26 protein-coding genes are annotated in these 24,571 nt (G+C 74.1%); 6 read left to right on the forward strand and 20 right to left on the reverse strand.

All coding sequences use genetic code 11. The annotated features are described in order from the left end of the window. Positions 1-449 precede the first annotated feature (449 nt). Genes ACIQF6_RS00755 through ACIQF6_RS00765 form a run of 3 tightly spaced genes read right to left on the reverse strand, consistent with a single transcriptional unit; the run spans position 450 to position 2,021 of the window. Positions 450-1,301, reverse strand: a complete 852-nt coding sequence (locus tag ACIQF6_RS00755; RefSeq protein WP_400890057.1) for a helix-turn-helix domain-containing protein — start codon at positions 1,299-1,301, stop codon at positions 450-452. Continuing rightward, the gene (locus ACIQF6_RS00760) at positions 1,298-1,750 is read right to left on the reverse strand and encodes a DUF6879 family protein (RefSeq protein ID WP_400888408.1); all 453 of its coding nucleotides are present in this window, start codon (positions 1,748-1,750) and stop codon (positions 1,298-1,300) included. The genes ACIQF6_RS00755 and ACIQF6_RS00760 overlap by 4 nt, the downstream gene beginning before the upstream one ends. A 43-nt stretch (positions 1,751-1,793) precedes the next feature. Beyond that, positions 1,794-2,021, reverse strand: coding sequence for a hypothetical protein (locus tag ACIQF6_RS00765; RefSeq protein ID WP_400888410.1), 228 nt, complete (start codon positions 2,019-2,021; stop codon positions 1,794-1,796). A 222-nt stretch (positions 2,022-2,243) separates the two neighbouring features. Between ACIQF6_RS00765 and ACIQF6_RS00770 the strand changes: the two genes are divergently transcribed. Next, positions 2,244-4,058 (forward strand): APC family permease, encoded by a 1,815-nt coding sequence (locus tag ACIQF6_RS00770; protein WP_400888412.1) that lies wholly within the window; start codon positions 2,244-2,246, stop codon positions 4,056-4,058. 25 nt (positions 4,059-4,083) lie between these two features. On the opposite strand, the gene ACIQF6_RS00775 is transcribed toward ACIQF6_RS00770, so the two are convergent. The 4 genes from ACIQF6_RS00775 to ACIQF6_RS00790 all read right to left on the reverse strand — a co-directional run bounded on the left by ACIQF6_RS00775 (position 4,084) and on the right by ACIQF6_RS00790 (position 7,542). Beyond that, the gene (locus ACIQF6_RS00775) at positions 4,084-4,347 is read right to left on the reverse strand and encodes a hypothetical protein (RefSeq protein WP_400888413.1); all 264 of its coding nucleotides are present in this window, start codon (positions 4,345-4,347) and stop codon (positions 4,084-4,086) included. A gap of 135 nt (positions 4,348-4,482) precedes the next feature. Beyond that, positions 4,483-5,307 carry a carbohydrate ABC transporter permease gene (locus ACIQF6_RS00780; protein WP_400888415.1) on the reverse strand — a complete coding sequence of 275 codons (825 nt, stop codon included), beginning with the start codon at positions 5,305-5,307 and terminating at the stop codon, positions 4,483-4,485. Beyond that, positions 5,304-6,263, reverse strand: coding sequence for a carbohydrate ABC transporter permease (locus ACIQF6_RS00785; RefSeq protein WP_400888417.1), 960 nt, complete (start codon positions 6,261-6,263; stop codon positions 5,304-5,306). The genes ACIQF6_RS00780 and ACIQF6_RS00785 overlap by 4 nt, the downstream gene beginning before the upstream one ends. Further along, positions 6,253-7,542, reverse strand: a complete 1,290-nt coding sequence (locus tag ACIQF6_RS00790) for an extracellular solute-binding protein (protein ID WP_400888419.1) — start codon at positions 7,540-7,542, stop codon at positions 6,253-6,255. Before ACIQF6_RS00790 ends, ACIQF6_RS00785 begins: the two co-directional genes overlap by 11 nt. Positions 7,543-7,630: 88 nt before the next feature. Between ACIQF6_RS00790 and ACIQF6_RS00795 the strand changes: the two genes are divergently transcribed. Beyond that, entirely contained in the window at positions 7,631-7,765 is a 135-nt protein-coding gene (locus ACIQF6_RS00795) for a hypothetical protein (protein WP_400888421.1), read from the forward strand. Here ACIQF6_RS00795 and ACIQF6_RS00800 read toward each other — a convergent pair. From ACIQF6_RS00800 to ACIQF6_RS00835, 8 genes are all read right to left on the reverse strand, one after another. Next, positions 7,752-8,942: a cytochrome P450 gene (locus ACIQF6_RS00800; protein WP_400888423.1), complete on the reverse strand. Its 1,191-nt coding sequence runs from the start codon at positions 8,940-8,942 to the stop codon at positions 7,752-7,754. The two genes, ACIQF6_RS00795 and ACIQF6_RS00800, sit on opposite strands and share 14 nt — an antisense overlap. Positions 8,943-9,057: 115 nt before the next feature. After that, on the reverse strand, positions 9,058-10,020 hold the full coding sequence (locus tag ACIQF6_RS00805) for a DUF2332 domain-containing protein (protein ID WP_400888425.1): 963 nt from the start codon (positions 10,018-10,020) through the stop codon (positions 9,058-9,060). Then, positions 10,008-11,066: a polyprenyl synthase gene (locus tag ACIQF6_RS00810; RefSeq protein WP_400888427.1), complete on the reverse strand. Its 1,059-nt coding sequence runs from the start codon at positions 11,064-11,066 to the stop codon at positions 10,008-10,010. The genes ACIQF6_RS00805 and ACIQF6_RS00810 overlap by 13 nt, the downstream gene beginning before the upstream one ends. A gap of 124 nt (positions 11,067-11,190) precedes the next feature. Continuing rightward, a complete protein-coding gene (locus ACIQF6_RS00815) occupies positions 11,191-11,343 on the reverse strand; it encodes a hypothetical protein (RefSeq protein ID WP_400888428.1) in 153 nt (50 codons plus the stop codon). A gap of 195 nt (positions 11,344-11,538) precedes the next feature. Beyond that, a complete protein-coding gene (locus ACIQF6_RS00820; protein WP_400888429.1) occupies positions 11,539-12,399 on the reverse strand; it encodes an alpha/beta fold hydrolase in 861 nt (286 codons plus the stop codon). Positions 12,400-12,562: 163 nt separating this feature from the next. Further along, positions 12,563-13,729, reverse strand: a complete 1,167-nt coding sequence (locus ACIQF6_RS00825) for a glycosyltransferase family 4 protein (RefSeq protein ID WP_400890059.1) — start codon at positions 13,727-13,729, stop codon at positions 12,563-12,565. Between the two features lie 41 nt (positions 13,730-13,770). Next, positions 13,771-14,835 carry an acyl-CoA desaturase gene (locus ACIQF6_RS00830; RefSeq protein WP_400888430.1) on the reverse strand — a complete coding sequence of 355 codons (1,065 nt, stop codon included), beginning with the start codon at positions 14,833-14,835 and terminating at the stop codon, positions 13,771-13,773. A gap of 243 nt (positions 14,836-15,078) precedes the next feature. Further along, positions 15,079-15,660: a TetR/AcrR family transcriptional regulator gene (locus ACIQF6_RS00835; protein ID WP_400888432.1), complete on the reverse strand. Its 582-nt coding sequence runs from the start codon at positions 15,658-15,660 to the stop codon at positions 15,079-15,081. A 137-nt stretch (positions 15,661-15,797) separates the two neighbouring features. Here ACIQF6_RS00835 and ACIQF6_RS00840 point away from each other — a divergent pair, with 137 nt between their 5' ends. Further along, entirely contained in the window at positions 15,798-16,466 is a 669-nt protein-coding gene (locus tag ACIQF6_RS00840; protein WP_400888434.1) for a DsbA family oxidoreductase, read from the forward strand. Beyond that, positions 16,463-17,614 (forward strand): hypothetical protein, encoded by a 1,152-nt coding sequence (locus ACIQF6_RS00845; RefSeq protein ID WP_400888436.1) that lies wholly within the window; start codon positions 16,463-16,465, stop codon positions 17,612-17,614. The genes ACIQF6_RS00840 and ACIQF6_RS00845 overlap by 4 nt, the downstream gene beginning before the upstream one ends. A 20-nt stretch (positions 17,615-17,634) precedes the next feature. Here the strand turns inward: ACIQF6_RS00845 and ACIQF6_RS00850 are convergent, their stop codons facing one another. The 5 genes from ACIQF6_RS00850 to ACIQF6_RS00870 form a co-directional block, all read right to left on the reverse strand. Next, the gene (locus ACIQF6_RS00850) at positions 17,635-18,321 is read right to left on the reverse strand and encodes an alpha/beta fold hydrolase (protein ID WP_400888438.1); all 687 of its coding nucleotides are present in this window, start codon (positions 18,319-18,321) and stop codon (positions 17,635-17,637) included. 72 nt (positions 18,322-18,393) lie between these two features. Continuing rightward, a complete protein-coding gene (locus ACIQF6_RS00855) occupies positions 18,394-18,909 on the reverse strand; it encodes a (2Fe-2S)-binding protein (RefSeq protein ID WP_400888440.1) in 516 nt (171 codons plus the stop codon). Beyond that, a complete protein-coding gene (locus ACIQF6_RS00860) occupies positions 18,906-19,865 on the reverse strand; it encodes an FAD binding domain-containing protein (RefSeq protein ID WP_400888442.1) in 960 nt (319 codons plus the stop codon). The genes ACIQF6_RS00855 and ACIQF6_RS00860 overlap by 4 nt, the downstream gene beginning before the upstream one ends. Then, entirely contained in the window at positions 19,862-22,159 is a 2,298-nt protein-coding gene (locus ACIQF6_RS00865; protein ID WP_400888444.1) for a xanthine dehydrogenase family protein molybdopterin-binding subunit, read from the reverse strand. Before ACIQF6_RS00865 ends, ACIQF6_RS00860 begins: the two co-directional genes overlap by 4 nt. Positions 22,160-22,341: 182 nt before the next feature. Continuing rightward, a complete protein-coding gene (locus ACIQF6_RS00870) occupies positions 22,342-22,638 on the reverse strand; it encodes an SAV_915 family protein (RefSeq protein ID WP_400888446.1) in 297 nt (98 codons plus the stop codon). Between the two features lie 305 nt (positions 22,639-22,943). Between ACIQF6_RS00870 and ACIQF6_RS00875 the strand changes: the two genes are divergently transcribed. Together ACIQF6_RS00875 and lysA are read left to right on the forward strand one after the other, a co-directional pair. Next, the gene (locus ACIQF6_RS00875) at positions 22,944-23,147 is read left to right on the forward strand and encodes a hypothetical protein (RefSeq protein WP_400888447.1); all 204 of its coding nucleotides are present in this window, start codon (positions 22,944-22,946) and stop codon (positions 23,145-23,147) included. Between the two features lie 76 nt (positions 23,148-23,223). Next, the gene (gene lysA, locus ACIQF6_RS00880) at positions 23,224-24,570 is read left to right on the forward strand and encodes a diaminopimelate decarboxylase (RefSeq protein WP_400888449.1); all 1,347 of its coding nucleotides are present in this window, start codon (positions 23,224-23,226) and stop codon (positions 24,568-24,570) included. Position 24,571: the final 1 nt, after the last annotated feature.

Genomic DNA, 24,571 nt, shown 5'->3' on the forward strand with positions numbered 1-24,571 from the left:
GCCGGACCGGATCGCCCCGGAACACACTGTTCACAGTTGCGCCTCTCCATCGAGTCGTTGGGTGTGGGGCGTTGAGCCGGCCGCCCTCGGGCCGACAAGGCCGACGGGTCGGTGCGGCGGGTCGTGCAGGTGGGGTAGGCAAAGGTGGAGCGCACGGGGCGATCTGGGCAGCGTTCCGACGGACGGGGCTTGACCGGCCGCGTTGGCCGCTCGGTGGTCGTCCAATGGGCTCCAACCGGCGGGGAACTCAGTCCGCTTGGGCTTCATGGACTGGGCCGGGTCTCCGTGGACGGGCTTCGCCCTGCGCCGCCTCGGAGTCGTCATCGAGGACTTCTCGGACTGCTTTGCCATGGTGACGCTCCCTCCGTCTCAGCACGTCCGGTGCCGTGTAAAGACGGTAGGGAGAAGCACGGTGCGCGGTCGATGAACTTGCTTGAGCGTGCTCGTATTCACCCGAGTGCGTTGACGGCTCCAGTGATGAGCGATCTTGCATCAGCGCCGTAGACAGCGATGCCGGCCAACTCGGAGAAGGCCTGGCCGTACTCCGAAATCTCGGCCGGCTGGGTGATGGTGAGGTGGGCGGAGACGAGCTCGACGTTCACCTGTGTGTCGTCATAGATGGTGAACGACTCAACCGGCCAACCGGCGCCTCTGGTCGAACCGAGGGGAATCACCCCAAGACTTACCGAGGGGAGAGAGCCGACGGTGATGAGGTGGCCGAGCTGACCGGCCAGGATGTCCGGAGTTCCAATGACGGTTCGCAGCACCCATTCCTCGATCAGGATGGCGAACCGATGATTTCCCGTGTGCAGCACCTTCTGGCGCTCCATTCGTACGGCGACAGCGTCGTCAACGTCGTCGGGAGTGCTGCGCAACGAGACGATCGTGCTCAGTACTTCGCGCGTGTAAGCGGCAGTCTGGAGCAGTCCGGGCACAACCCATGACTGGTACATCCGGAATCTCCGTGTGCGCTCGAACAGGGGGCGCACGGACTCCTGTGCTCGTTTGAGGCCGGCGCGCTCAAGGCGCCGCCACTCGACGTACATTCCCTCGATGTTCCGGGCTGCCGCGATGAGGTCTGCGGCCTGATCCGGGACGCCGCAGATGGTCGTCCAGGCGCGTAGGTCTGCTTCCGAGGGCATCACCCGGCCGCTCTGGATCTTGGAGCACTTCGATTCGTGCCATCCCGCAGCTTCGGCCAGCGCCCGCGCGCTGAGCCCGGAGTCTCGCCGGATGTCGCGCAGACGCTGGCCGAGGGCCTGCTTGGCCTGCTGAACGGTGGAGGATGCGGACACGGTCAGCGCGGCCGGAAGTCCTCGTGCGGGACAGCCCGTTCCCAGACGGCCTCGAAGGCTGAAGCGCAGAGCTTCACAGTCTGCGGATCAGTGGTGACCTCATCGTCCACGAAGTCGCCGTCGCCGCTGAAGTGGTGAACCAGGAGAAGCTGTCCGTCGATCAACCAGAAGTCGTTGCCCGGAAGCGCCAGGCCGGTTGCCTGCCGGCGAGGAAGCCACCTGACCTGCTCACCGGAGGCGACGTTCCGGAACGTGATCTCGTGCTCGAACCGGATGTACTCGCTCACCGGTTCCGAGACGACCCGTGCGCGCAGCACGTCAACGCCACGGCTCGTGGTCTCCTCGATGAGCTGCAACCAGGGACTCCACCACGACGGGCGGTCCGCAGGGTCGTCCCGTCGACCGCTGAGCCAGCGGAGGAACAGGGGGTCGTCCCGCATGTATCCGTCGCGCATTTCCAGGTGGAGAGCCGAGCGGGTACAGGTCCGCAGCAGGGCCTCAAGCGACGGGGGCGCTGCCACCGTTCACCTCCGGGAAGAACCGCATCATGCGCCTGGGGAATTCGATCACTGTCTCGTGCCCGGGAATGTCCATCTGTGCGAGACGTTCCGGGTCGAGGACCTTCCAGCCCTGGAGGATGTAGTTGCCGGTCGTGTCGTCGAAGTAGACCGTCGGGGACTTGCCTTCGGGGCTGTTGGGATCCTGCCCGAGCTTGTGCAGTGCCACGGTGAGCCTCCTGACAGGTCGGAGTCGATCGCCTTGAACGATCTTTCCGGAGAAGTCGTCGCCCGCGCCATGAACTTGCTCGAACTTGCCCGCGGCTGATCCCGCATGCCCCGGCCCGGCTGTGACGGCTCGGCCCGTCGCGCGTCGCGCGTCGCGCCGTCCGGATCGCGGCGATGCCGCTAGCGTCGGCCCGTTCGGGACGGTCGAGGCGGAGGTCCGGGAATGGCGGCAGATGCGGTGCCGGGAGACGTGCCCGTGGCGGGGCGCGAACGGGACCGGCTGACGGTTCCGCAGGGGATCGCGGCGCTCTCGCTGGACGCGATGGCGTCGGTCGCCTACGGCCCCGAAGCGATCGTGCTGGTCCTTGCGACGGCCGGCACGCAAGGACTGGGGTTCACCCTTCCGGTGACGGCCGCGATCGTGGTGCTGCTGATGGTGCTGACCGTCTCCTACCGGCAGGTGATCGCGGCGTTCCCGAACGGCGGCGGCGCGTACGCGGTGGCGCGGACGCACCTCGGGCGGCGGGTGAGCCTGGTCGCGGCGGCGTCGCTGGTCATCGACTACGTGCTGAACGTCGCCGTGTCGGTCTCCGCCGGAGTGGCCGCGCTCACCTCGGCGTTTCCGGGGCTGTACCCGGAGCGGGTGGCGCTGTGCGTGGTCGTCCTGGCGCTGATCACCGGCGTCAACCTGTACGGCATCGCCGAATCGGCCCGGGCGCTGATCGTGCCGACCGTGGTGTTCGTCGTGGCGATCTTCACCGTGATCGCCGTCGGCCTGCTGCGCGCGCACCCGGTGACCGAGCCGAACCGGGTGGCGGAGGCCACCGGGACGGTCGGGCTGCTCCTGCTGCTCAAGGCCTTCGCCTCCGGGTGCGCGGCGCTCACCGGCGTGGAGGCGATCGCCAACGCGGTACCGACGTTCCGGCGGCCCCGGGTGCGGCGGGCGCAGCGCACGGAGCTCGCCCTCGGTGGGCTGCTGGGGGCGATGCTGATCGGGATCGCGTTGCTGATCCAGCGCTGGCACGTCGTCCCGAGCAGTACCAAGACGGTTCTCGCCCAGCTCACGGACGGCGCTCTGGGCCACAATCTCGGCTTCTACGTCGTCCAGTTCGCCACCGTGGCGCTGCTGGCGCTGGCGGCCAACACGTCCTTCGGCGGGATGCCGGTGCTGGCGTCGCTGCTCGCCCGCGACCACCACGTGCCGCACGTCTTCGGCCTGCGGGCGGACCGTCAGGTCTACCGGTACGGCGTGCTGGTACTGGCCGGTGCGGCGCTGGTGCTGCTGATCGGGGCGCGGGGCGACACCCAGGCGCTGGTGCCGGTGTTCGCGATCGGGGTGTTCATCGGGTTCACCATCTCGCAGATCGGCATGGTGCGGCACTGGCATGCCGAGCGCGGCCCGGGATGGCGCGGCCGGGCGGTTCTCAACGGGGCCGGGGCGGTGCTGACGGCGGCGGCGACGGTGATCGAGCTGGTCGCAAAGTTCGGCGAGGGCGGGTGGCTGGTCTTCGTCGCGGTGGCCGGGCTGGTGACGCTGTTCGAAGCGGTGCACCGGACGTACGGGCGGATCGGCCGGGCGCTGCACGTGGGCGAGCTGCCGGGGCCGCCGCGGGAGCGCCATTCGCTGGTGCTCGTCCCGGTCGGCGCGGTGAACCTGCTGACCCGGGAGGCGATCGGGGCCGCGCTCTCCCTGGGCGACGAGGTGCGCGCCGTGACCGTCGTGCACCCGGACGACACGGAGGCGCCGAGCGCGGAGCGGGTGCAGCAGCAGTGGGCGGCGTGGCACCCGGGCGTCCCGTTGACGGTGCTGACCGGCCGGGCCCGCTCGTTGACCCGGCCGATCGTCGACCACCTGCGCTCGCTCGCGGTGGAGGAGGAGTACGACGAACTGGTGGTGCTGATCGCCGAGATGCACCTGCCCCGCCCGTGGCACCGGCTGCTGCAGAACCAGCGCGGTGCGGTCCTCGACCGGGCCCTGCGGCGCCACACCGACGCGGTGATCTGCCGGTTGCGCTTCCGGATCGACATCCCGCACTGAGCGGGCCCGGCCGGGACCGCGCGGGTCAGGCGTAGATGCCGCCGTAGCCCAGGAGGGTGACCAGGTTGCTGCCCGGGATGCCCTGGACGCACTGGAAGGAGTCGAAGATGCCCGATTCGCGGCCGGCCCGGCCGGCTGCCTGGCAGTCGGTCAGGGCGGTGGGGCCGTAGAAGGACTGGCGGTAGCTCGGGGCGCCGCCCTGTGCGTGGGCCGCCGTGGCGGGGACCAGGACGAGGCCGGCGGCGGCGAGGGTGAGGGCGGCGAGTCGGCGGCGCACGGGGGTGGTCATGTGTCGGCCTTCCTGTAGCGGCGGGGGGACGGGGCGTCCGGCCGGACGCGGTGGTTCCGCTGCGTCCGGCCGGCTCAGCATTCTCCGCACCTGACAGGTCGTCAATGAGGTTGGAAGGAGGTGGAGTTGACGGGTTTAGCCCTTGATTGCGCCGGCGGCCAGGCCGGAGGCGATCCTGCGGTGGATGACGAGGAAGAAGACCACGACGGGCAGGGCGGTCAGCGTAGCTCCGGCCATCAGACCGCCGTAGTCGGTACCGAAACTGGTCTGGAAGGAGACCAGCCAGATGCTGACGGTCTGCTTCTTTGGGCTGGACAGCAGGACGTAGACGAGGACGTACTCGTTCCAGGCCTGGACGAGCGCGAACACCGAGGTGGCGACGATGCCGGGGGCGAGCAGCGGCAGTACCACCCGGCGGAACGCGCCGAGGCGGCTGCAGCCGTCGATCATCGCCGCCTCCTCCAGTTCGACGGGCACGCCGGCGATGAAGCCGCGCAGCATCCATACCGTGAAGGGCAGCGTGAACACCAGGTAGGTGAGGATGACGCCGGTGAGGCTGTCGGTCATGCCGACGTCGTTGAGCAGCAGGTACAGCGGGATGATCAGGGCCGTCAGCGGGACCATCTGGACGATCAGGATCACCACCACGAACGCTCGGCGGCCCCGGAACCGGAACCGGGCGAGGGCGAACGCGGCGAGCGAGCCGACCACCAGGGACAGCACCACCGTGCCGAGCCCGATGACCGTGCTGGAGCGGACGTTGGCCCAGAACGTCTCGGTGTGCAGGGCCCGGGAGAAGTTCGCGAGCGTGGGCCGGCCCGGCCAGAACTCCGGTGGCAGCCGGAGGATCTCGGTGGCCGGGCGGAACGCCGTCAGCACCATCCAGTAGACCGGGAAGCCGATCACGGCGGCGACCAGCAGCCCCAGCAGGTCGTGGCCGAGCGAGCGCCGCCTCCTCATTCGACCTCTCCCGTCCGGAACATCTGCCGCAGGTGGACCACCGATCCGGCGAGCAGCAGGACGACGGTCACCAGCGCGATCGCCGCCCCGACGCTGTACCGGTTGACGGCGAAGGACTCGATGAAGGAGTAGATGCCCAGCAGGTAGTACTCCCGTTCGGGCTGGCCGCCGCGCATCAGCCAGATCTGGTTGAAGACCCCGAAGTCCCAGATCGCCGACAGCGTGGTGACCATGACGAGGACCGGCCTGATCGTCGGCAGGGTGACGTGCCGCAGGACCTGGGTCGGCCGCGCCCCGTCGAGGACCGCGGACTCCTCCAGTTCCGGCGGGACCTGGGCCAGCGCGGCCCGCAGGGTGATCGCGGCGAACGGCAGCGAGCCCCACACCACGACGGCGACGATGACGGCGAACCCCTGCCAGGGATCGGTGAACCAGTTGTGCTTGGCGAGGTCGATGCCGGGCAGCCGGGAGAGCAGCCAGTTCACCACGCCGTAGTCCGCGTCGAACAGCCAGCGGAAGATCGACGAGGCGACCATCACGGGCATCGCCCAGACGGTGACCAGCATCCCGGCGATGACGGTGCGCACCCACGGCGAGACCCGGTGCATCAGGTGGGCGGTGAACAGCCCGCAGAGCACGGTGAGGGCGACGCACACGGCGGTGAAGACCACCGTGCGCGCCACCACCGTCCAGAAGAACCCGTCGCCGAGGATCCTGCGGAACTGCTCCAGCCCGGCCCACGGCGGCGACGCGCCGCTGAACAGTTGCTCGCGGGTCATGTCCTGGAAGGCGAGCACGACCATGTCCACCAGCGGGTAGCCGAGCACCAGGACGAGGGCGAGGACGGTCGGTGCGATCAGCAGGTAGGGCAGCAGCCGCGGACGGCGTCGCCGTGCGGGGCGCCGCCGTGGGGGGTGTCGCCGCCCGGCCCGGTCGGCGACCCGGTCAGCGCTCATTGATCACTTCGTCGATGCGCTTGTCGGCGTCCCGGGTGGCGTCCTGCACCGACGCCTTGCCGGTGGCGATGCGCTCCAGCATCTCGGGCAGGATGTTGGACTTCTCCACCGAGGTCCAGCCCGGGGCGAACGGGGTCATCCAGCCCCCGGTGGCGGCGGCCTGGGCTGCGGGGCCGTTGATGCCGCCGCCGGCGACCTCGGCCAGCTGGGTGGTGTTGTTGGGCAGGGCGTCGGCGGCGATCAGCGCCTGCTGCGACTGCCGGTCGGTGAACAGCTTGATCCAGTCCGCGGCCAGGTCCTTGCGGGTCGACTTGGCCGGCACCGCCAGCGTGGAGCCGCCGAGGAACGGCGGCAGCAGCTTCCCGGACGGGCCGGGGAACGGGAACGTGCCGAACTTGTCCTTCAGCTTCGGGTCGCCGCCCACGGTCGGGTCGGCGGCGCCGCCGGCCTCCCAGGTGTTGCCGTAGAAGACGCCCACGTGGCCCTGGCCGACGACGCCCGGCTGGTCGCCGTTGTCCTTGGCGCGGTCGCCGACGTAGTAGGTGTCGATCAGCCGCTTCCACTCGGTGAGCCCGGCGACGGACTTCGGCGAGGAGAGCGAGGACTTCCACGTGTCGCCGTCCTTCGCCGCGATCTCGCCGCCCGCGTCCTTCACGAACGCCATCGCCGCGTACCAGTAGCGGCCGGGCATGTAGAGCGCGGAGAAGTTCGGGTCCTGCGCGCCCTGGACGGCCTTGAGCCGGTCCAGCGCGGCGAGCAGCTCCGGGTACGTCTTCGGCGCGCCCGGCACGCCGGCCTGGGTGAAGTAGTCGGTGCGGTAGATCCCGACCCGGGCGCCGACGTAGTACGGCACGCAGTAGGTCTTCCCGTTGGCGCGGCAGGCGTCGGCGAGGGCCGGCAGCCAGGCGTCCGACTGGTCGTAGCCGGCCGGGTCGAGGGCGGCGAACGCGCCGTTGACGATGTAGTTGGTGGTCTCGCTGTTGCCCATCTCCACCACGTCGGGCACGTTCTTCCCGGCGAGGACGGCGTCCAGCTTCTGGTTCTTCGTCGTCCACTGCTGGTACTGCACCTCGACCTTGACCCCGGGGTGCGCCTTGGTGAAACGGTCATTGGTGGACTGGACCAATTCCGGCCAGCTCTCCTGGGCGTCCACGGCCAGCCATACCGTCAACTTGCCGCCGGAGCCGGACCCGCCCCCCGGGCCGGAACTGCATCCGGCGACGGTGAGGGCCAGGAGAAACGTGAGCACGAGGGGGCGGCAGCGCGCGCGAATGGTCATGGGGGTCTCCAAATCCACTGTGGGGGTGGTGGTTTGAATACCCGTCAGATTGCGGCGTGGTACGGAGGTCTAGACATTTGGCTGGAACGTGGCGCTCTTCGCGGCGCGGCGGCCGATCATCCTCCACGAGGTGCCGCCGGGTCGCCGCCTCGGCTTCGAGGTCCGCCCGAACGGCACCGTACAGGTCGGCCTTCGAGGCCGCCCGACCATCAACTCCCGGTAGTGACAGGGAGGTTGTCCCATCCGCGGAAGGTGAGGCGGTCGCGGCGCGTGGCGGTGCCGGCCCGCCGCATGGCGGGCAGCCGGTCCAGGAGCAGCGGGAGGGCCACTCGGGCTTCCAGACGGGCCAGGGCCGCGCCCAGGCAGTAGTGCGCCCCGGCGCCGAACGAGAGGGCCGGCGCGGCGTCCCGGAACGGGTCGAACCGGTCCGGGACGGGGAAACGCGCCGGGTCGTGGTTCCCGGCCCCGAGCAGGATCAGGAGTTGGCTGCCCCGCGCGATCGTGCCGAGGCCGTCGATCTCGATCGTCTCGGGCGCCCACCGGCTGGTGAGTTGCAGGGGGGCGTCGAACCGCGTCACCTCCTCGACGTACCGGTCGGCGAGGCCGGGCTCGGCCCGCAGGCGGTCGGCCAGGTCGGGGTGGTCCAGCAGGGCGGCGAGGCCGTTGCCGAGCAGGTTGGCGGAGGACTCGAAGCCCGCCAGCAGCAGGAAGACCAGGTTCGCGACGAGTTCGCGGGCGGACAGCTCGGCGTCGTCGCCGTCGTGCGCCCGCACCAGTGCGGTGATCAGGTCCGGCTCCGGAGCGGCGCGTCGGAGGCGGATCAACTCGCCGATGTACGCCTCCAGTTCGCGGGCCGCACGGTCGGCCTCGGGGGCCGGTCCGGCGGGCCGCAGCGGCTCCAGGACGACGGTGGTCCGCTGGGCCAGCTCGCGCAGCCGCCGGTGCTCGTCGGCGGGGACGCCGAGCAGCGAGCCGATGATCCGGATCGTCAGCGGGTAGGCGAACTCGGCCATCAGGTCCACGGGTTCGCCGTCCCGGCCGAGCCCGGCCAGCCGGTCGGCGAGGGCGGTCGCGTGCGCGGTGACGGTCTCCTCCAGGCGCTCGCTGCCGCGCGGCGAGAAGGCGTTCGCGGTGAGCCGACGGATCCGGGCGTGGTCGGGCCCGTCGGCCTTCAGCACCGAGTCCGCGATGAGGCCGGCGGCGGCGCCGCCCGGCAGGCCCCGGGCCGCCAGCCGCGGCTCGCGCAGCAGCGCCTTGATCGCGTCGTACCCCGTCGCCGCGTAGCCGCCCGGCCACAGCTGCACCACCGGCCCGTGGGCGCGGAGGGCGGCGTACGCCGGGTACGGGTCCTGGCGGCCGGCGGGGGACGCCAGGCGGTGGAGTGCCTCGCCGAGCTGCATGTCGGAGTCCTTACGCGGGGAGCGGTCGATCGGGTGGGCGGGCGGATGGCGGGCGGGCGGCTGAGGGGTGAGCGGCTGATGGGCGGGCGGATGGTGGGCGGGCGGCCGGCGGGCCTCAGGAGTACTGGGTCAGCTGGAGTCGTGGCGGCATCGTCCAGTGGTACGGCTCGAAGGCGATGCGGGTGAGCGCGACGGTGGCGGCGGCGTCGGTCATGATCTGCTCCAGGGCGTCCTGCCGGCCGGCGTCGAGGAACTCCCAGAACAGGCTGTGCCAGACCACCGTGCGGACCGCCGGATCGGTCGGCACCGCCAGCTCGCGCCGCAACCAGTCGACCGCGTCCGCCTGTTCGACCCGGACGGGGACGCGGGCGGCGAGGCCGAGGGCGTCGTCCAGGGTGGCGTGCAGGAAGGCGTGCTCGAACGGCAGGTAGCTGCGGACGATCCGTGCGTCGGTCGGGTCGGCGGGGTTCCGCGGGCGCAGGTCGCAGCCGGCCCGCGCGACGATCCGGACGTCCCCGGGATCGGGGCCGAACGCGGGCAGCCGGACCGGCGAATCGGGGTCGCCCCACTCCCAGTCGGGCCCGAACCACCGGTAGCGGTCGATCAGCAGGTTCAGGCCCGCGCAGGCGCCGAGTTCGAGCAGCCGGATCCGCGGGGCCCGCAGCAGCGCGAGGCCGTGCACCAACGCCGCGGCCCGGACCGGCTCGTGCTGCTGCACCGGGTTGTCCAGGGCGGCGGCGATCTCGGCGGGATGGTCGGCGATCGCCCGGACGAACAGCTCCCAGGGCCGGTCGGCGCCGCGCGGGTCGAGACCGTCCGCGGCACCCGACCCGTCCAGGAGCGCGGCGAGTTCGGGGAGCCGCCCGGCGGTCAGCAGGCCCTGCACGCCGGCCAGCGCCCGGATGCCGAACAGCGGTGCACCGGCCTGGGGATGACCGCCGATCAGCCGGGTCACCGGCCCGTCGCGCTCGATGTCGTCCGCGAGCTTGGCCAGCAGCCCCGCCGCGACGGGCGCGGTCTTGGCGGACCGCCCGGCCATCGACCGCAGCAGCTCCGGCCGATCGATCAACTCGCGCACAGGGCACCTCCGTTCGTCACCGGAAGGACAGAGGTGTGGACGAGCGCGTGCAGCAGGTCGCGGTACGGGCCGGCCGGGGCCAGCCGGTCGAGCAGGGCGCAGCAGTGCTGCCGCAGCGACTCGACCCGCAGCCGGTAGCCGTCGAGGACGGACGGGTCGCGCAGGGCGGCCTTCAGCTCCGTGCGGGCGACCGGATCGGCGCCGGCCCGGGTGCGCAGCTCCAGCAGCCGGATGCGCTGCGCGGGCGCGGCGACCTCCAACGCATGGGCCAGCAGCAGGGTCCGGGTGCCGTTCGCCAGGTCCTCGAACTCCTGTGCCGCGCTGGGCACTTCGTCGTTGCCGAGCTGCCGCAGCACGCCGAACAGCTCGCCGAGGATCCGCCAGGACCGCAGCACCTCGGGACGGTCCGTGGCGAGCCGGGCCGCCATCGCCGCGTCGCGGCCGTAGGCGGCGCCGCTCTTGCCCCGGTAGCAGGCCATGACGGACCGCCACGTCACGCTGTCGTCGATCGGTCCGGCGTCGTCGGTCGGCCCGGCGTCGTCAGTGGGCCCGGCGTCTTCGGTGGGTGCGGCGATGTCCGCGAACTGGCCCTCCAGCGCGTCCAGGGCGGTGCGCACCAACTCCCGTTCCCAGTCGAGGCGGATTTCCGGAGCCGCCGGGTGCCGGTCGGCGACCCAGTGCGGGAGCGTGCTCCCGCAGGCCAACGCCGCCAGCACGGTGCGCGCCAGCTCGGACCGGGGTGCGGCCGGGCCCTGCCCGTCGGCAAGGTCGTCGAGGGCCTCGGCGCCCGCCCACCACAGCCGGGAGATCGCGCACACCGGGGCCGCCGACCGCGGATCACCGCCGAGCGCGCCGAGGACGGCCATCCCCAGCAGGCGGAACGGGCTCGGGCCGCCGCCGTCCGCCGCCAGCAGGTCGGCGGCGGCGTCCGCCAGGTGCGGGCGGTCGAGGCGCAACTCCTCCAGGGCCACGGCGACTTCCGCGCCCACGGCCGCGAACCAGTCGGGGGGAACCGTCAGCGGTTCGGCCGTCTCGGTGGGACTCATCTGTGTCCTCTGTGTCCTTGTGGTCGGGCCCGTCGGCACTCCGGCGGCCGTGGCGTCGCGGGGGGAAGGTTCGCCGCGTACCCGCCCGGCGTGGCCGTCGGGCGGGTACGGGCAGGTGCACCGGTCAGCAGAAGGTGTAGCCGCCCGACATGGTGGCGATCCGCTGGTCCGCGCAGTCGGACGACGCGCCCGCCTCGGTGGGCTGCTCGCCCGCCAGCAGGCGCTCCGCGGCCTCGATCACGGCGGTGGTGTCCTCGGCAAACATGGTCTGCGACAACGCAGTTCTCCTCTCGGAACGGCGGACCGCCGGCCCGCCGCCGGATGCGGGTCGGGCCGACAGTCCGAACTCGTTGCGACGCTACGGCGGTGCGAGGCGGGGAAGTTGTGCGTCCGTGCACGGGAAATGCCTGAGGGCGGCAGCGAATTGACGCATCGTCGACACCAGTAGCGCCGTTCGGTCCGGGCGGGCCGGTCAGGGGCGGCGAGGCTCCGCGACCAGGGCGCGGACGGCGGCGGCCACCGCGTCCGGGTGTTCCTGCATGGCGACGTGCCCGACACCGGGCAGGGTGAGCAACCGGGCGTCGCGGAAGGCGGCGTAGGCCCGCGCCGCCGTGCGGAACGGGACGAGACGGTCGTCGCGGCCGTAGACGAGCAGGGTGGGCGCGGCGACCCGGCGGGCCTGGCGCCAGGGCGCGGCACCGTCCGGCCGCCATCGGTGGGCGCGGACGACGGCCCGTACGCCTTCGGCCATCATGGCGTGGACATAGGGGAGTTCGGCCCGGCGCAGCCGTTCGCGGGCCTCCGTCGCGCGCTGGTCGGCGGTGACGCGGGACGGGTCCGCCCAGATCAGCGCGTAGAGCTCGTCGAGCTGCCGGTCGGGGCTCTGGGCGGACAGCCGGCGCGCGTACAGCCGGGACGCGCCCGGCAGGCCGAGCGCGGAGATCCGCAAGGCCTGCGCCGAGGGGACGGCGGGCAGGACCGGGGAGACCAGGGTCAACGTGGCGACCAGATCGGGGCGGTGCGCGGCGAGGTGCAGGGCAGTCAGACCGCCGAGGGAATTACCGACCAGGTGCACGGGGGAGAGCCCCGCCCGGCCGTCGAGGTGCCGGGCGACGGCCGCAGCCTGACGGGCGACTGTGACACGGCCGTCGGGCGGCGGCGCGGACCGCCCGAACCCGGGAAGGTCGAGCGCCAGGCAGTGCACGGACGGGCGGAGCCGCTCGATCAACGCGGCCCAGTTGTGGGTCCAACCACCCAGCCCGTGCAGGAACACGGCCGTCCCGGCGTCGGGGCGGGTGCTGGGGGTGTACGCGGTGGCGAGCGGCGGATTCATGACGGCCTGCTCCGCGTGTTCCCCCGCACCCGGCCCGACGGTTCGGCGTGCGGGTGGTGGCGTGGGGTGGGTGCGCGCCGGTCCATGACGGCCTGCTCGCCGGAACCGTCCCGGGCTCCGCGGTCCGGCGTCGGGAGGGGCCTCGGGTGGGTGCGCGGTGGCTTCATGACGGCCCGTTCGCCGGCACGGTCTCGCGCCCGGGCGACGCCGCGGCCGCGAGCCGGTAGTGGTCGAGCAGCCGGTCGCCGACTGCCTCCCAGCTTCGTTCCGTCACCGCGGCCCGGCCTGCCCGGCCGAGGGCTCGGCGTAGGCCCGGGTTGCGGGCGAGGTGGTCCACCGCGGTCCGGAAGCCGGAGCCTGCGCCGGGTGGGACGAGGAAGCCGGTGCGGCCCGGGTGGACCAGGTCGAGTGGGCCGCCGGTGGCCGGGGCGACCACGGGGAGGCCGCTGGCTATGGCCTCCTGGAGGGTCTGGCCGAAGGTCTCGAAGGGACCTGGGTGGGCGAAGACGTCGAACGAGGCGTAGAGGCGGGCGAGTTCGGGTCCGGAGCGGAGGCCGAGGAACAGGGCGTCCGGCAGCGCGGCGGCCAGCCGGGCGCGGCAGGGGCCGTCGCCGACGACCACCAGGCGTACGCCCGGCAGCCGGGAGACTTCGGCCAGGCGTTCGACCTGCTTCTCCGGTGCGAGCCGTCCGACGTAGCCGACCAGTACCTCGTCGGGGCGGCCGAGGCGGCGCCGCAGTGCCTCGTCGCGGTGGCCGGGGTGGAAGCGTGCGCAGTCGACGCCGCGCGGCCAGAGGTGGACGCGTGGGACGCCGTGGGCGGTCAGGGCGTCGAGCGAGGCCCGGGACGGCGCCAGGGTTCGGGCCGCCGTGGTGTGGATCCGCCGCAGCCGGTGCCAGGCGAGCCGGGCTCCGGCCGCGCCGGCGAACGGCAGGTACGTTCGGGCGAAGGCTGCGAAGTCGGTCTGGTAGACGGCGACGGCGGGGACGCCCGCGCGAACGGCCGCCGCGGCCCCGGCCGCCCCGAGGGCGAACGGGCCCGCCAGGTGGACCACGTGCGGGCGGTGCCGTTCGAGGACATCGGCAACGCGATCACGGCCGGGCAGAGCGACCCGCACCTCCGGGTAGCCGGGCATCGGGACGGACGGGACGCGGACCACCTCGTAGCCGTACGCCGACCCGTCGGGCCGGGCCCCGGGCCGCCGCGCGTCCGGCGTCACCACCAGCGGGACATGCCCACGGGCCAGCAGGTGTTCGGCGGTCCGGACCACGCTGTGGGCCACGCCGTTGACCTGCGGGGCGAAGGACTCGGTGACGATCAGCACCCGCAGCCGCCCGCCGTCCCCTGCCGTCGGCCCGGGCGGTCCCGCGCTCACCGGGCGGCCTCCGCCGCCGCCACGGTCGCCGGTGGGGCCGCGACGGACCGGCCGACGGCGTGCAGGTCCCGCAGGATCTCCCGGAAGCAGCCGGTCAGCCCGGCCTCGGCGTACGGCACGCCGACCTCCGCGCAGTACGCGCGGACGATCCGCGCGGCCGGGCGCAGCGCCGCCACCGGCATGGCGGGGAACAGGTGGTGCTCGATCTGGTACCCGAGGCCGCCGAACAGGAAGTGGACGAACCGTCCGGCCCGCAGGTTGCGGGAGGGCAGCACCTGCCGCCGCAGGAAGTCGGTGCGCCCGGCGTCGGGGCCGCTCATCGGCATGCCCTTGTGGTTGGGGGCGAAGATGCAGCCCAGGTAGACGCCGAGCAGCGCCCCGAACAGCGCGGTGAAGGCGAGCGCCCGGAGCGGGGAGAGGACGAGGACGGCCAGGGCCACCGCGAGGACGTGGTGCAGTGCGGCGAGGGTGCGTTCCAGCACGGGGTGCCGGACGTCGCCGCGGACGAGGGTCAGGGCGGTGACGAGCAGCAGACCGAGCGCCTGGAAGGACAGCAGCGGGAAGAACAGCGCCGCCTGGTGCCGGGCCACCAGACGCCGCAACCCCCTGGTCCGGCCCGCCTGTTCGGCGGTCCGGGCGAACAGCAGGGAGTCGGCGGCCGGGTCGTGGCCCATCCGGTTCGGGTGGGCGTGGTGCCGGTTGTGGTCGTCGACCCACCAGCCGAAGCTCATGCCGACCACCAGGTTCCCCAGCACGACGCCCACCAGGTCGGTCGTCCGGCGGTCGGCGAACACCGCGCCGTGCCCGACGTCGTGGCCGAGCAGCGCCAACTGGCCCATCACGAAGGCGAACAGCGGTGCGAGGGCGAGCTGCCACCAGCTGTCGCCGAGCGCCGTGAACGCGGCCAGCAGGCCAGCCAGCGCGGCGAGCAGCGCCGCGCTCCGGCACGCGTAGTACAGCGGACGCCGGCGCAGCAGACCGGCCTGCGTCACCCGCCGGTGCAGCTCGGCGAACTCTCCGCGCCGGGTCGGCCCGGCACTCGGTGCGTCCTGAACGGCCATGCCGCCCCTCCGTTCCCGGGCCGCCCCGCCGGGCTCCGCCCGGGAACGGCCCGGCCCGTCGTGTCCGTGGGTCGGGAGGCCCCGAGTCTTCCGCACCCGTCCCGCCGCGGCCCCGAGGCACGGGCGAAAGTGCCCCGATCGGCCGACCGCCCGGCACGGACCGCCCCACACTGGCCGACCGCCCCACACTGGCCGACCGCCCGGCACCGGCCGGCCGCCCGGCGTCGGGGCGACGGCCTCGGGTCAGGGCGCGGAGCCGCCCGCCGGGCCGGTCGGCAGCAGGCGGGCGGCGGCCGTGCGGGCGGTGCGGGCGGCCTCGGTGTCGCCGAGGCCGATCCGGGTGCAGGCGGCTCCGTCGGCGAGCATCAGCACCGTCGCCGCGGCCCGCTCGGGGGAGGCGAGGCCGGCGGCGGAGGCGAGGCCGGTGAGGTAGTGGAGGATCTCGCGCTTGTGGTCGCGGACGGCGGCCCGGACGGGGTGGTCGGGGTCGGGGTACTCGGCGGCGACGTTCACCAGGTCGTTGCCCCGGTAGGCGGGGTCGGCGAACTCCTCGGTGAGCAGGTCGAAGACGGCGAGCAGCCGGTCGGCGGGCGTGCGGCGGGTCTCGGCGAGCGTGCGCAGCCGCGCGCACCACTCGTCGTTGCGCTGTCGCAGGACCGCCTCCACCAGGTCGTCCTTGGAGCGGAAGTGCTGGTAGAGCGTCGACTTGGCGACCTCTGCCGCCCGCCAGATCTCGTTGATTCCCACCGCGCGGACGCCGCAGCGGGTGAACAGGTCGGCGGCGGCTTCGACGATCTTGCTGCGGGTGGCCTCAGGGCCGGCCATCGGTGCCTCCGGGGGTGCGGGAATGGGTTCGGGCCCACTGTCGTTCGGATCGTACAGACCGGTCGGTTCGATTGACTGGAAGCGGCCGGGAACGGCCGGAAGCGGTGGGAAGTGGGTGGTCGGAAATGGAGGGTCCTGTGTTCACCATTGATGTGTTCGGCGATCTGATCTGCCCCTGGTGCTACATCGGCGGGCGCCGCCTGAAGCGGGCGGTCGACCTCGCCGGAGGGCGGACCGGCGCCGAGTTCCGGATCCGGCACCGCGCGTTCGAGCTGAACCCGGCCATGCCCCCGGCGGGGATGGACCGGCGCGCCTACCGGAGCGCGAAGTTCGGCAGTTGGGAGCGGTCGCGGCAGCTCGACCACGGCACCGTGCTGGCCGGGCGGGACGACGACGTCGCGTTCGACTACGAGAGGATCGCCAGGACGCCGAACACCCGGGCCGGGCACCGCCTGATCGCCCTGGCGGAGCACGAGGCCGCGGCGGGCGCGGCGATGGCGGACCGGCTGTTCGCGGCCTACTTCGCCGAGGGGCAGGACATCGGCGACGTGGCGGTGCTGGCCCGGCTCGGCGAGGGCGAAGGCCTCGCCCCCGGCGTGGCGGAGCGGCTGGACGGCCCGGCGCCGGAGCGGGCCGTGCGGGAGGACGAGGCGCTCGCCGAGCGGCTGGGCCTGCGCGGCGTGCCGCTGTTCGTCGTGGGCGAGCGGGTGTTTGACGGCGCGGTTCCGGTCGGGCAGCTGGTCGAGGCGCTGGAGCAGCAGGCCGGCCCGCGCCGTGCGGGGGCGGAAGGGGGGTGGGCACGATGACCGCCTCGGCGCCCTCCGGCCTCAGCTCGGTCGGCATCGTCGGCGGCTCGCTCGCCGGTCTGTTCCACGCGGTCGCGCTCACCGCGCTGGGCCTGGACGTCGACGTGTGGGAGCGTTCCGGCGGCCGCCCCGCCGACCGCGGCGCCGGCATCGTGCTCCAGCCGGCCGTCGCCCGGTTCCTGCGCGAGTTCTGCGGCGTCGAGCCCGACCGGGTCACCGTCCCCGTCACCCACCGGCAGTACTTCGCGGCGGACGGCGGCGTCGACGTCCTGCCGATGCGCCAGCAGATGATCTCCTGGGGGACGATCCACCAGGCCCTGCGGGACGCCCTGCCCGCCGGGCGTTACCACGGCGGACAGCCGGTGACCGGCCTCGCGCACCGACCCGACGGGGCGACCGTCCGGGTCGGCGGCGCGGACCGGGCCGTCGACCTGGCGATCCTCGCGGACGGCTCCGGCTCCCGGCACCGCGGCCTGGTCGCCCCGGCCGGCGCCCCGCGCTACGCCGGGTACGTCGCCCACCGGGGCGTCGTCGACGAGGCCGACCTGCCCCGGGAGCTGGTGGCCCGCTTCGACGGCCGGTTCAGCTTCTGGGACGGCGACCGCAGCCAGTTCCTCTGCTACTTCATCCCCGGCGACCACGGCGCCGTCGCGGCGGGCCGCCGCCGGCTGAACTGGGTCTGGTACGCCCGCGCCGACCGGTCCGAGCTCGACCGCCTCACCACCGACCGGCACGGCGTCCGGCACGGGCTGTCGCTGCCGCCGGGGCTGCTCGATCCCCGGGTCGGCGCCGACCTGCTGGCCCGGGCCCGGGCCACGCTGCCGGAGCCGCTGCGCCGGCTGGTGGAACACACCGCGGAGCCCTTCGTGCAGGCGATCCTCGACGCGCACGCCGACCGGATGCGCGACCGGCGGATCCTGCTGACCGGGGACGCCGCCTTCGTGGTCCGGCCGCACACCGCCGCCGCCACCGAGAAGGCCGCCGCCGAAGCCCTGACCCTGCACCGGGCGCTGCGGGAGGCGCCGTCCACCGACGCCGCCCTCCGGGCCTGGGAGCGCCTCAGCCTCGCCGAGGCGACCGCCATCCACCGTCAAGGGGTGGGCCTGGGGCGGCGGTTGGGCCTCGACAGCCCGGAGGCGACGGGTTAGGCCCGGGTGGAGACGGGCGCCTACGCCTCCAGGGACTTCGCGGCGTCGCGGATGACGTCGAGGACGAAGTCCGGGTGGGAGAGCATCGGCACGTGGCTGCTGTCGACGGCGTACGTCTTGGCGCCCATGCGCGCGGCGGCGGCCCGCTCCAGGTCCGGGCTCACCGTCCGGTCGTGGTTCGCAACGATGGACCAGCTCGCCTTGGTGCGCCAGGCGGTGCCGGGCACCTGCTGGTCGAACAGGTCGGGGACGGGCACGGCGCCCACGGCCAGGACGAGCTTCTGCTCGGCCGGCGGCAGGTCGCCGCAGAAGTCGGCGGCGCCCGACTCCTTGAGCCAGATCCGGCCGTCGGCGACTTCGGTGTGAGCGAACACGGGCGTGCGGGGGAACTTGTTCTGCTCGTCCTGCGAGGTCTCGTCCTCGTCCGGGGCGAGCGCGGCGATGTAGACTAGTGCGCCCACGCGGTCGTGCACCCCGGCCTTGGTGATCAACGTCCCGCCGTAGGAGTGGCCGACGAGCACGACCGGGCCGGGCACGTGGTTGATGGAGCGGGTGACGCAGGCTACGTCGCTTTCGAGCGAGTCGAGGCCGTGCTGCGAGCTGGAGACCGCGTGCCCCTCGGCCAGGAGCGCGGGGATGAGCTTGTTGAAGCACGATCCGTCGGCCCAGAGTCCGTGGGCGAAGACGATGCCGGCCTTGCTGGCCATGGGCTCCTCATTTCTCGTCATCGGGCCGGTCATCGAGCCATGATGATCCGACTGTCACACTGAGTGGCCACGCTATGGCTCATGGTGGTCGGCTGCGACCGCTGGCCCCGAGGGGCGGGCCCGGTGTTCCCGGGCGGCGCGCAGGATCGCCCGGCGGATGGGTGCGTAGCCGGTGCAGCGGCACAGGTTGGAGCCGACCAGGGCGTCGATGCGGTCCGGGGCGTCGGCGAGGTCGGGATCGGCGGCCAGGGCGCCGGCGGCGACCATCAGGAATCCGGGGGTGCAGAAGCCGCACTGGAGGGCGCGTTCGGCGGAGAACGCGCGCTGGAGCGGGTGGGGCTCGCCGTCGGGTCCGGACAGGCCCTCGACGGTCTCCACCGAACTGCCGTCGCACTGCACCGCGAACACCAGGCAGGAGCGGACCGCCTCGCCGTCCACCAGCACCGTGCACGCCCCGCAGACGCCGTGCTCGCAGCCCAGGTGGGTGCCCGTCAGCCGGCAGTTCTCGCGCAGGACGTCGGCGAGGATCCGGCGGGGCTCCACGTCCAGCGGGTGCGGCGCGCCGTTGACGGTCAGGGTGATCCTCATGCGCGGTCTCCGTCCGGCGAGATCCGAAGGCGACGGTCCAGGTCCCGGGCCGCCCGGTGCAGGGTCCTGGCGACCAGGACGGCGATGGCGTGCCGCCGGTACTCGACGTCGGCGTACGGCTCGGGCACGGGCGCGGCGTCCTGTTCGGCGGCGATCCGGCCCGCCCGGGCGAACGGGTGTCCGTCGGCGCGTTCGCGGGCCGCGGAGCCGAGTTCGCGGGCCTCGGTGTCGAGTTCGCGGGCCGCGGTGCCGAGCAGCGACCGCTCGGCCGCGCGGGCCCGCAGCGGCCGGTCGGCGCAGTTGGCGAGCCCGATCCGGGCGTCGGCGACCACGCCGTCCCGGACCGTCAGGGCGGCGGCGACGGCCACTTGGGCGAAGCAGAAGTGCGTGCGGCGGTGTTCGATGAAGCCGACCCCGGTGTCGTCGCCGAGGAGCGGGAAGGTCACGGCGGTGAGCAGTTCGTCCGGGCGGCGGGCGGTCAGGTGCGGACCGCGGAAGTAGTCCCGGGCGCCGACGGTGCGGGTGCCCCGGGGGCCGGACAGTTCGAGGTCGGCGTCCAGGGCGGCGCCCACGGCGCACCACTCGGAGGCGGGGTGCGCCCAGGCGAAGCTGCCCGCCATGGTGCCTCGGGTGCGGATCGGCGGGTGGGCGATGTGCGCCGCCGCGCCGGCCAGCAGGGCGCCGAGCGGGCCGGGGACGGCCCGCTCCGACTCGAACGTGCGGTGCCGCACGAGCGCGCCCACCCGCAGCGTGCGGCCGTCCGGGTCGAGGCGGTCCAGGCCGGGGATCCGGTTGATGTCGACCAGCAGCGTCGGGCGGGCGCGGTGCAGGCGCAGGTCGAGGACCAGGCTCTGTCCGCCGGCCAGCACCTGGGCCGCCCCGTCGGCGGCGGCGAGCAGTTCGACGGCCTCGGGCACCGTGCACGGGACGGCGTAGTCGAACGCGGGCGGTTTCACCGGGGGGCCTCCGGGAGCTTCGGGGCGCGGGCGGCGCGCCACACCACGTCCGGGGTGAGCGGCATCTGCAACAGGTCGGGGTCGGCGATCCGCAGCGCGTCGGCGACGGCGTTGACGACCGCCGCCGGGGTGCCGATGCAGCCCGACTCGCCCGCGCCCTTCGCGCCCAGTGGGGTGCCCGGAGCCGGCGTGCAGGTGTCCCGGAGCTCGATGGGCGGGATCTCGGCGAAGGTCGGCAACAGGTAGTCCAGCAGCCCGGACGCCAGCAGCGGCACACCGTCGTCCCGGTGCGGGATGCCCTCGTACAGGGCCTGGCCGAGGCCCTGCACCGCCGAGCCGAGGGCCTGCCCGCGGACGGCCGCCGGGTCGAGCTGCACCCCGCAGTCGTCCACGGCCACCACCCGCAGCAGCCGTACGGTGCCCAGCTCCGGATCGACCTCGGCCACCGCGGCGTGCGCGCCGAACGGGAAGGCCATGCCCGCCTCGTACCGCTCCTCGATCCGCAACGGGCCGGTGGCGCGCACCAGTTCGGCCAGGTCGAGGCGGGCCGAGCGGCCGAGGTGCGCCGCGCCGTCCGACCACCGCACCGCTGCGGGGTCGGCGCCCCACAGCCGGGCGGCCCGCCCGCACGCCTCCTCGGCCAGTCGCCGGGCGGCGTGTTGCAGCATCGCGCCGGCCACCTGGGCGGAGCGGCTGCCGAACGAGCCCAGCCCCTCGGGCTGTTCGTCGGTGTCCCCCTCGACCAGCCGGACCCGGCTCGCATCCACGCCCAGCGCCTCGGCCACCAGCGCGGGGAAGACCGTCTCGTGGCCCTGGCCGGCGGGCGCCGCGCCGCACCGGGCGACGACCGTGCCGTCCGCCGCCGCCTCGACGCCGCCGAACTCGTGCAGCCCGCCCGGCTCCCCGCCGGAGCGCTCCACGTAGCAGCACAGGCCGATGCCCAGCGGCAGCGCGGCCGGATCGGCCCGGCGGCGGGCCTGCTCGGACCGCCAGCCGTGGTAGTCCAGGGTCTCCAGCGCCAGGTCCAGCGCGGCGGCGTAGTTCCCGCTGTCGTAGCACCGGCCGGTGGGCGTCCGGTACGGGAAGCGGTCCGGCGCGATGAAGTTGCGCCGCCTCAACTCGGCCGGATCCAAGGCGAGTTCGCGGGCAAGCCGGTCCATGGCCCGCTCCAGGGCGATCGCCGCCTCCGGCCGGCCGGCGCCGCGGTACGGGTACGTCACCATGGTGTTGGTCAGCACCGAGCGGACGGTCGCGTGCACCTGCGGGGTCGCGTACGGGCCGGTCGCGGCCCAGGCGGTCTGCATCGGCAGCCCGGCCCCGAGGTGCGGATAGGCGCCCACGTCCGCGTCGACCTCCAACTCGTGGGCGAGCAGCCGCCCTTCGGCGTCGGCGGCGAGCCGCACCCGCTGATCCTGCCCGCGCCCCCGGGAGGCGGCCGTCATCGACTCCAGCCGGTCCTCGATCCACCGCACCGGCCGGCCCAGCCGCACCGCCAGGTGGGCGACCACCACGAACTCCGGCCACGCCGCGCTCTTCGACCCGAACGCCCCGCCGGTGTCCGGGACCACCACCCGCACCCGGTCGGCCGGCCACCCGAGCAGCGCCGCCAGCTCGCGCCGCAGCCGGTGCGGCATCTGGTGCCCCGACCACACCGTCAGCCGGCCGTCCTCGGGCACGGCGAGGAACGTCCGGCACTCCATCGGGGACGGCAGCAGGAGCTGCTGGCGGTAGCGGCCCTCCACCACCGCCGCGGCCTGCCGCCACACCGACGGGTCGATCGGCGTGCCCGCCGCGCCCCGGAACGCGGTGTTGCTCAGGCCGTCGAACAGCCGGATCCGGTCCGTCGCGGCGGCCGCCGCGGTGACCACCGCCGGCAGCGGGTCGATCCGGACGGACACCGCGGCGGCCCCGTCCTCGGCCCGGTAGCGGTCCTCGCCCAGCACCACCGCCACGGCCTCGCCCGGGTACCGCACCCGGTCGCGGGCCAGCGCCGGCCACTCCCGGCCGGCCACCGCCTCCGCCGTGGACAGCCCGGCCAGCGAGGTGTGCGGCACCGCCGGAAGGCCCCGCACCGTCCCGGGCGGGCCGGGCTCCGACAGCTCCGCCGCCGACCACGCCCCCACCACCCCCGGCACCTCCCGGGCCGCCGCGCAGTCCACCGCACGCAGCACGCCGTGAGCGACGCCGCTGCGGACGAACGCCGCGTCCAGGCAGCCCGGCACCTCGAAGTCGGCGACGAAACGCCCCCGGCCGGTGAGCAGCCGCCCGTCCTCGCGCCTGGTCCACTGCTCCACCGTCGAACCTCCACGACTCGCGCCGCCCGCACGGGAGTTGGCCGCCGCACCGGGGCTCTCGGGCCCTCGGCCGCACCCGAGGCATCCCACCGTACGGGCCGCCCGCCCCGCCGCGCGGGCAACACACGGACCGGTTCCGGCCGGCTTTCGCCGGTCGCCGGCCCGGGGTCAGCGGGGCGGGGTCAGCGGGGCGGGGCGGCGACGAGTTGAGGGTCGACGACGAGCGCGGTGACGCCCAGCGGCTCGAACAGGGCGCGCAGGGCCGGCTCGGCGAGGGTGATCCGGGGATGGTCGGGGCCGAGGACGGCCGCCAGGTGGAGCTCGGAGGAGAAGGCGACCGCGGTGCGGCTGCCGAGGGCGGTACGGAAGATGCGGAGCGTGTGGCCCCGGGGGCCCGGCCGGACGGGTACCAGCAGACGTCCGGTCGGGGTGCGTTCCGAGGGCTTCGAACGTTCCGGGCACAGCTGCTGCTGCTTCACGGGACACCTCCAGGGTCGGTAGGGCGGAGCGCCGCTCACGGGCGCAGCAGTGACGCTATCCCCGCCCGCCGCCCGCGGTGGCGGGTTCCTGTCGCGTTCCTGATCGCGAGGGGCGCGATCCGTACGGCACGTTGACGTGGCGGGGCGCCGGCCGCGCCGGGGCGTCAACGTCGCGTCAGGGGGGACCCGATCGGTGTAGCCGCCGCGTCAAGAACCGGTGCGGGCGGCGGGCGGCGGGCGTGCACTGGAGTGGTGGACGGGGCCGCTCCGAAGGCCCCGTCGCCGATGGCCGAAGGGATCCCGCCATGACCGACGTGCAGCTTGCCCCCGTGAACCACGGGCCGACCGGGCCGGACGACCGGGCCGACGACGCGACGCTCCGCCGCCTGCTGCGCGGATCGGTCTTCGACACCTGGTCCCGCGCCGCCGCCGAGGAACCGCCGGCGCCCGACCGGGCCCGTCGCCCCGCCGCCGGGCACTGCCGCTTCACCATGCACTACGACGACTGACGGCACGTCAGTGCCGGGCTCCCCGGCCCGTCGAACCGACCCGAATCCTCCCGTCCGGACCAGGAGAACCCCTGCGATGACCACCCTGTCCGCCCGCCCGCCCGTCGACCTGCCCGGGCCCCGGCCGCTCGGCAGCCCCTGGCCCGCGTCCGCCACGGCCGGGCGCGGCGGCGACCTGAGGATCGGCGGTGTCGGACTGCGGGAGGCCGCCGAGCGTTTCGGGACACCGCTGTACGTGCTCGACGAGGCCGAGGTCCGGGCGCGGGCCCGGGCCTACCGTCGCGCGCTGCCGCACGCCGACGTGCTGTACGCCGCGAAGGCGTTCCTGTGCACGGCGATGGCCGACTGGATCGCCGAGGAGGGCCTGGGCCTCGACGTCTGCTCGGCCGGGGAGCTGCGGCTGGCCGCCGCCGCGGGCTTCCCGCCCGAGCGGATCCTGCTGCACGGCAACGCCAAGACCCCGGAGGAACTGCGCCTGGCCCGCCGCCTGCGGGTCGGCCGGATCGTGGTCGACAACCTCGCCGAGATCCCGCGGCTGGCCGCCCTCACCGCGGCCGACGCCCCGCAGCGCGTCCTGGTGCGGGTGCTGCCCGGGGTCGCCGCCGGACACCACAGCGCCGTCCGGACGGGCGTCGACGGGCAGAAGTTCGGCTTCTCGATCGCCGGCGGGGAGGCCGCCGAGGCGGTCCGCCGCATCCTCGGCCAGCCCGGCCTCCGGCTGGCCGGCCTGCACTGCCACCTCGGCTCCCAGATCGCCGACACCGCGCCCTACCTCACCGCCCTCGACCGGCTGGTCGCCCTGCTCGCCGCAGTCCGCGACCGGCACGGCGTCGAACTGCCCGAACTCGACCTCGGCGGCGGCCACGGCGTCCGCTACCTCCCCGGCGACCCCGAACTCACCCCCGACCGGCTGGCCGCCGAGACCACCGCGCACCTGGCCGCCCGCTGCGCCGAACACGGCCTCGCCGTACCGAAGTTGACGGTGGAACCGGGCCGGGCGATCGCCGCCCCGGCCGCCGTCGCCGTCTACCGGGTGCTCTCCGTCAAACACACCGCCGACGGACGCTCCTTCGCCGCCGTCGACGGCGGCATGAGCGACAACCCCCGGCCCGCGCTCTACGGCTCCGCCTACACGGTGCGGGCGTTCGGCCGGACCGGCGCCGGCCCGGCCAGGCTGTTCGACGTGGTGGGCTGCCACTGCGAGGCCGGCGACGTGCTGGCCCGCGACGCGCTGCTCCCCGCCGACCTGCGGCCGGGCGACCTGCTGGCGGTCCCCGCGGCCGGCGCGTACCACCTGTCGATGGCCTCCAGCTACAACCTGGTGGGCCGCCCGGCCGTCGCCGCGGTCCGCGACGGCCGCGTCCGGCTGCTGATCCGCCGGGAGACCGTCGACGACTACCGGGCCCGGGAGGTCGGCCGCTGAC

Origin of the sequence: Kitasatospora sp. NPDC092948, assembly GCF_044754805.1 — a bacterium.
Taxonomy (GTDB): Bacteria; Actinomycetota; Actinomycetes; order Streptomycetales; family Streptomycetaceae; genus Kitasatospora.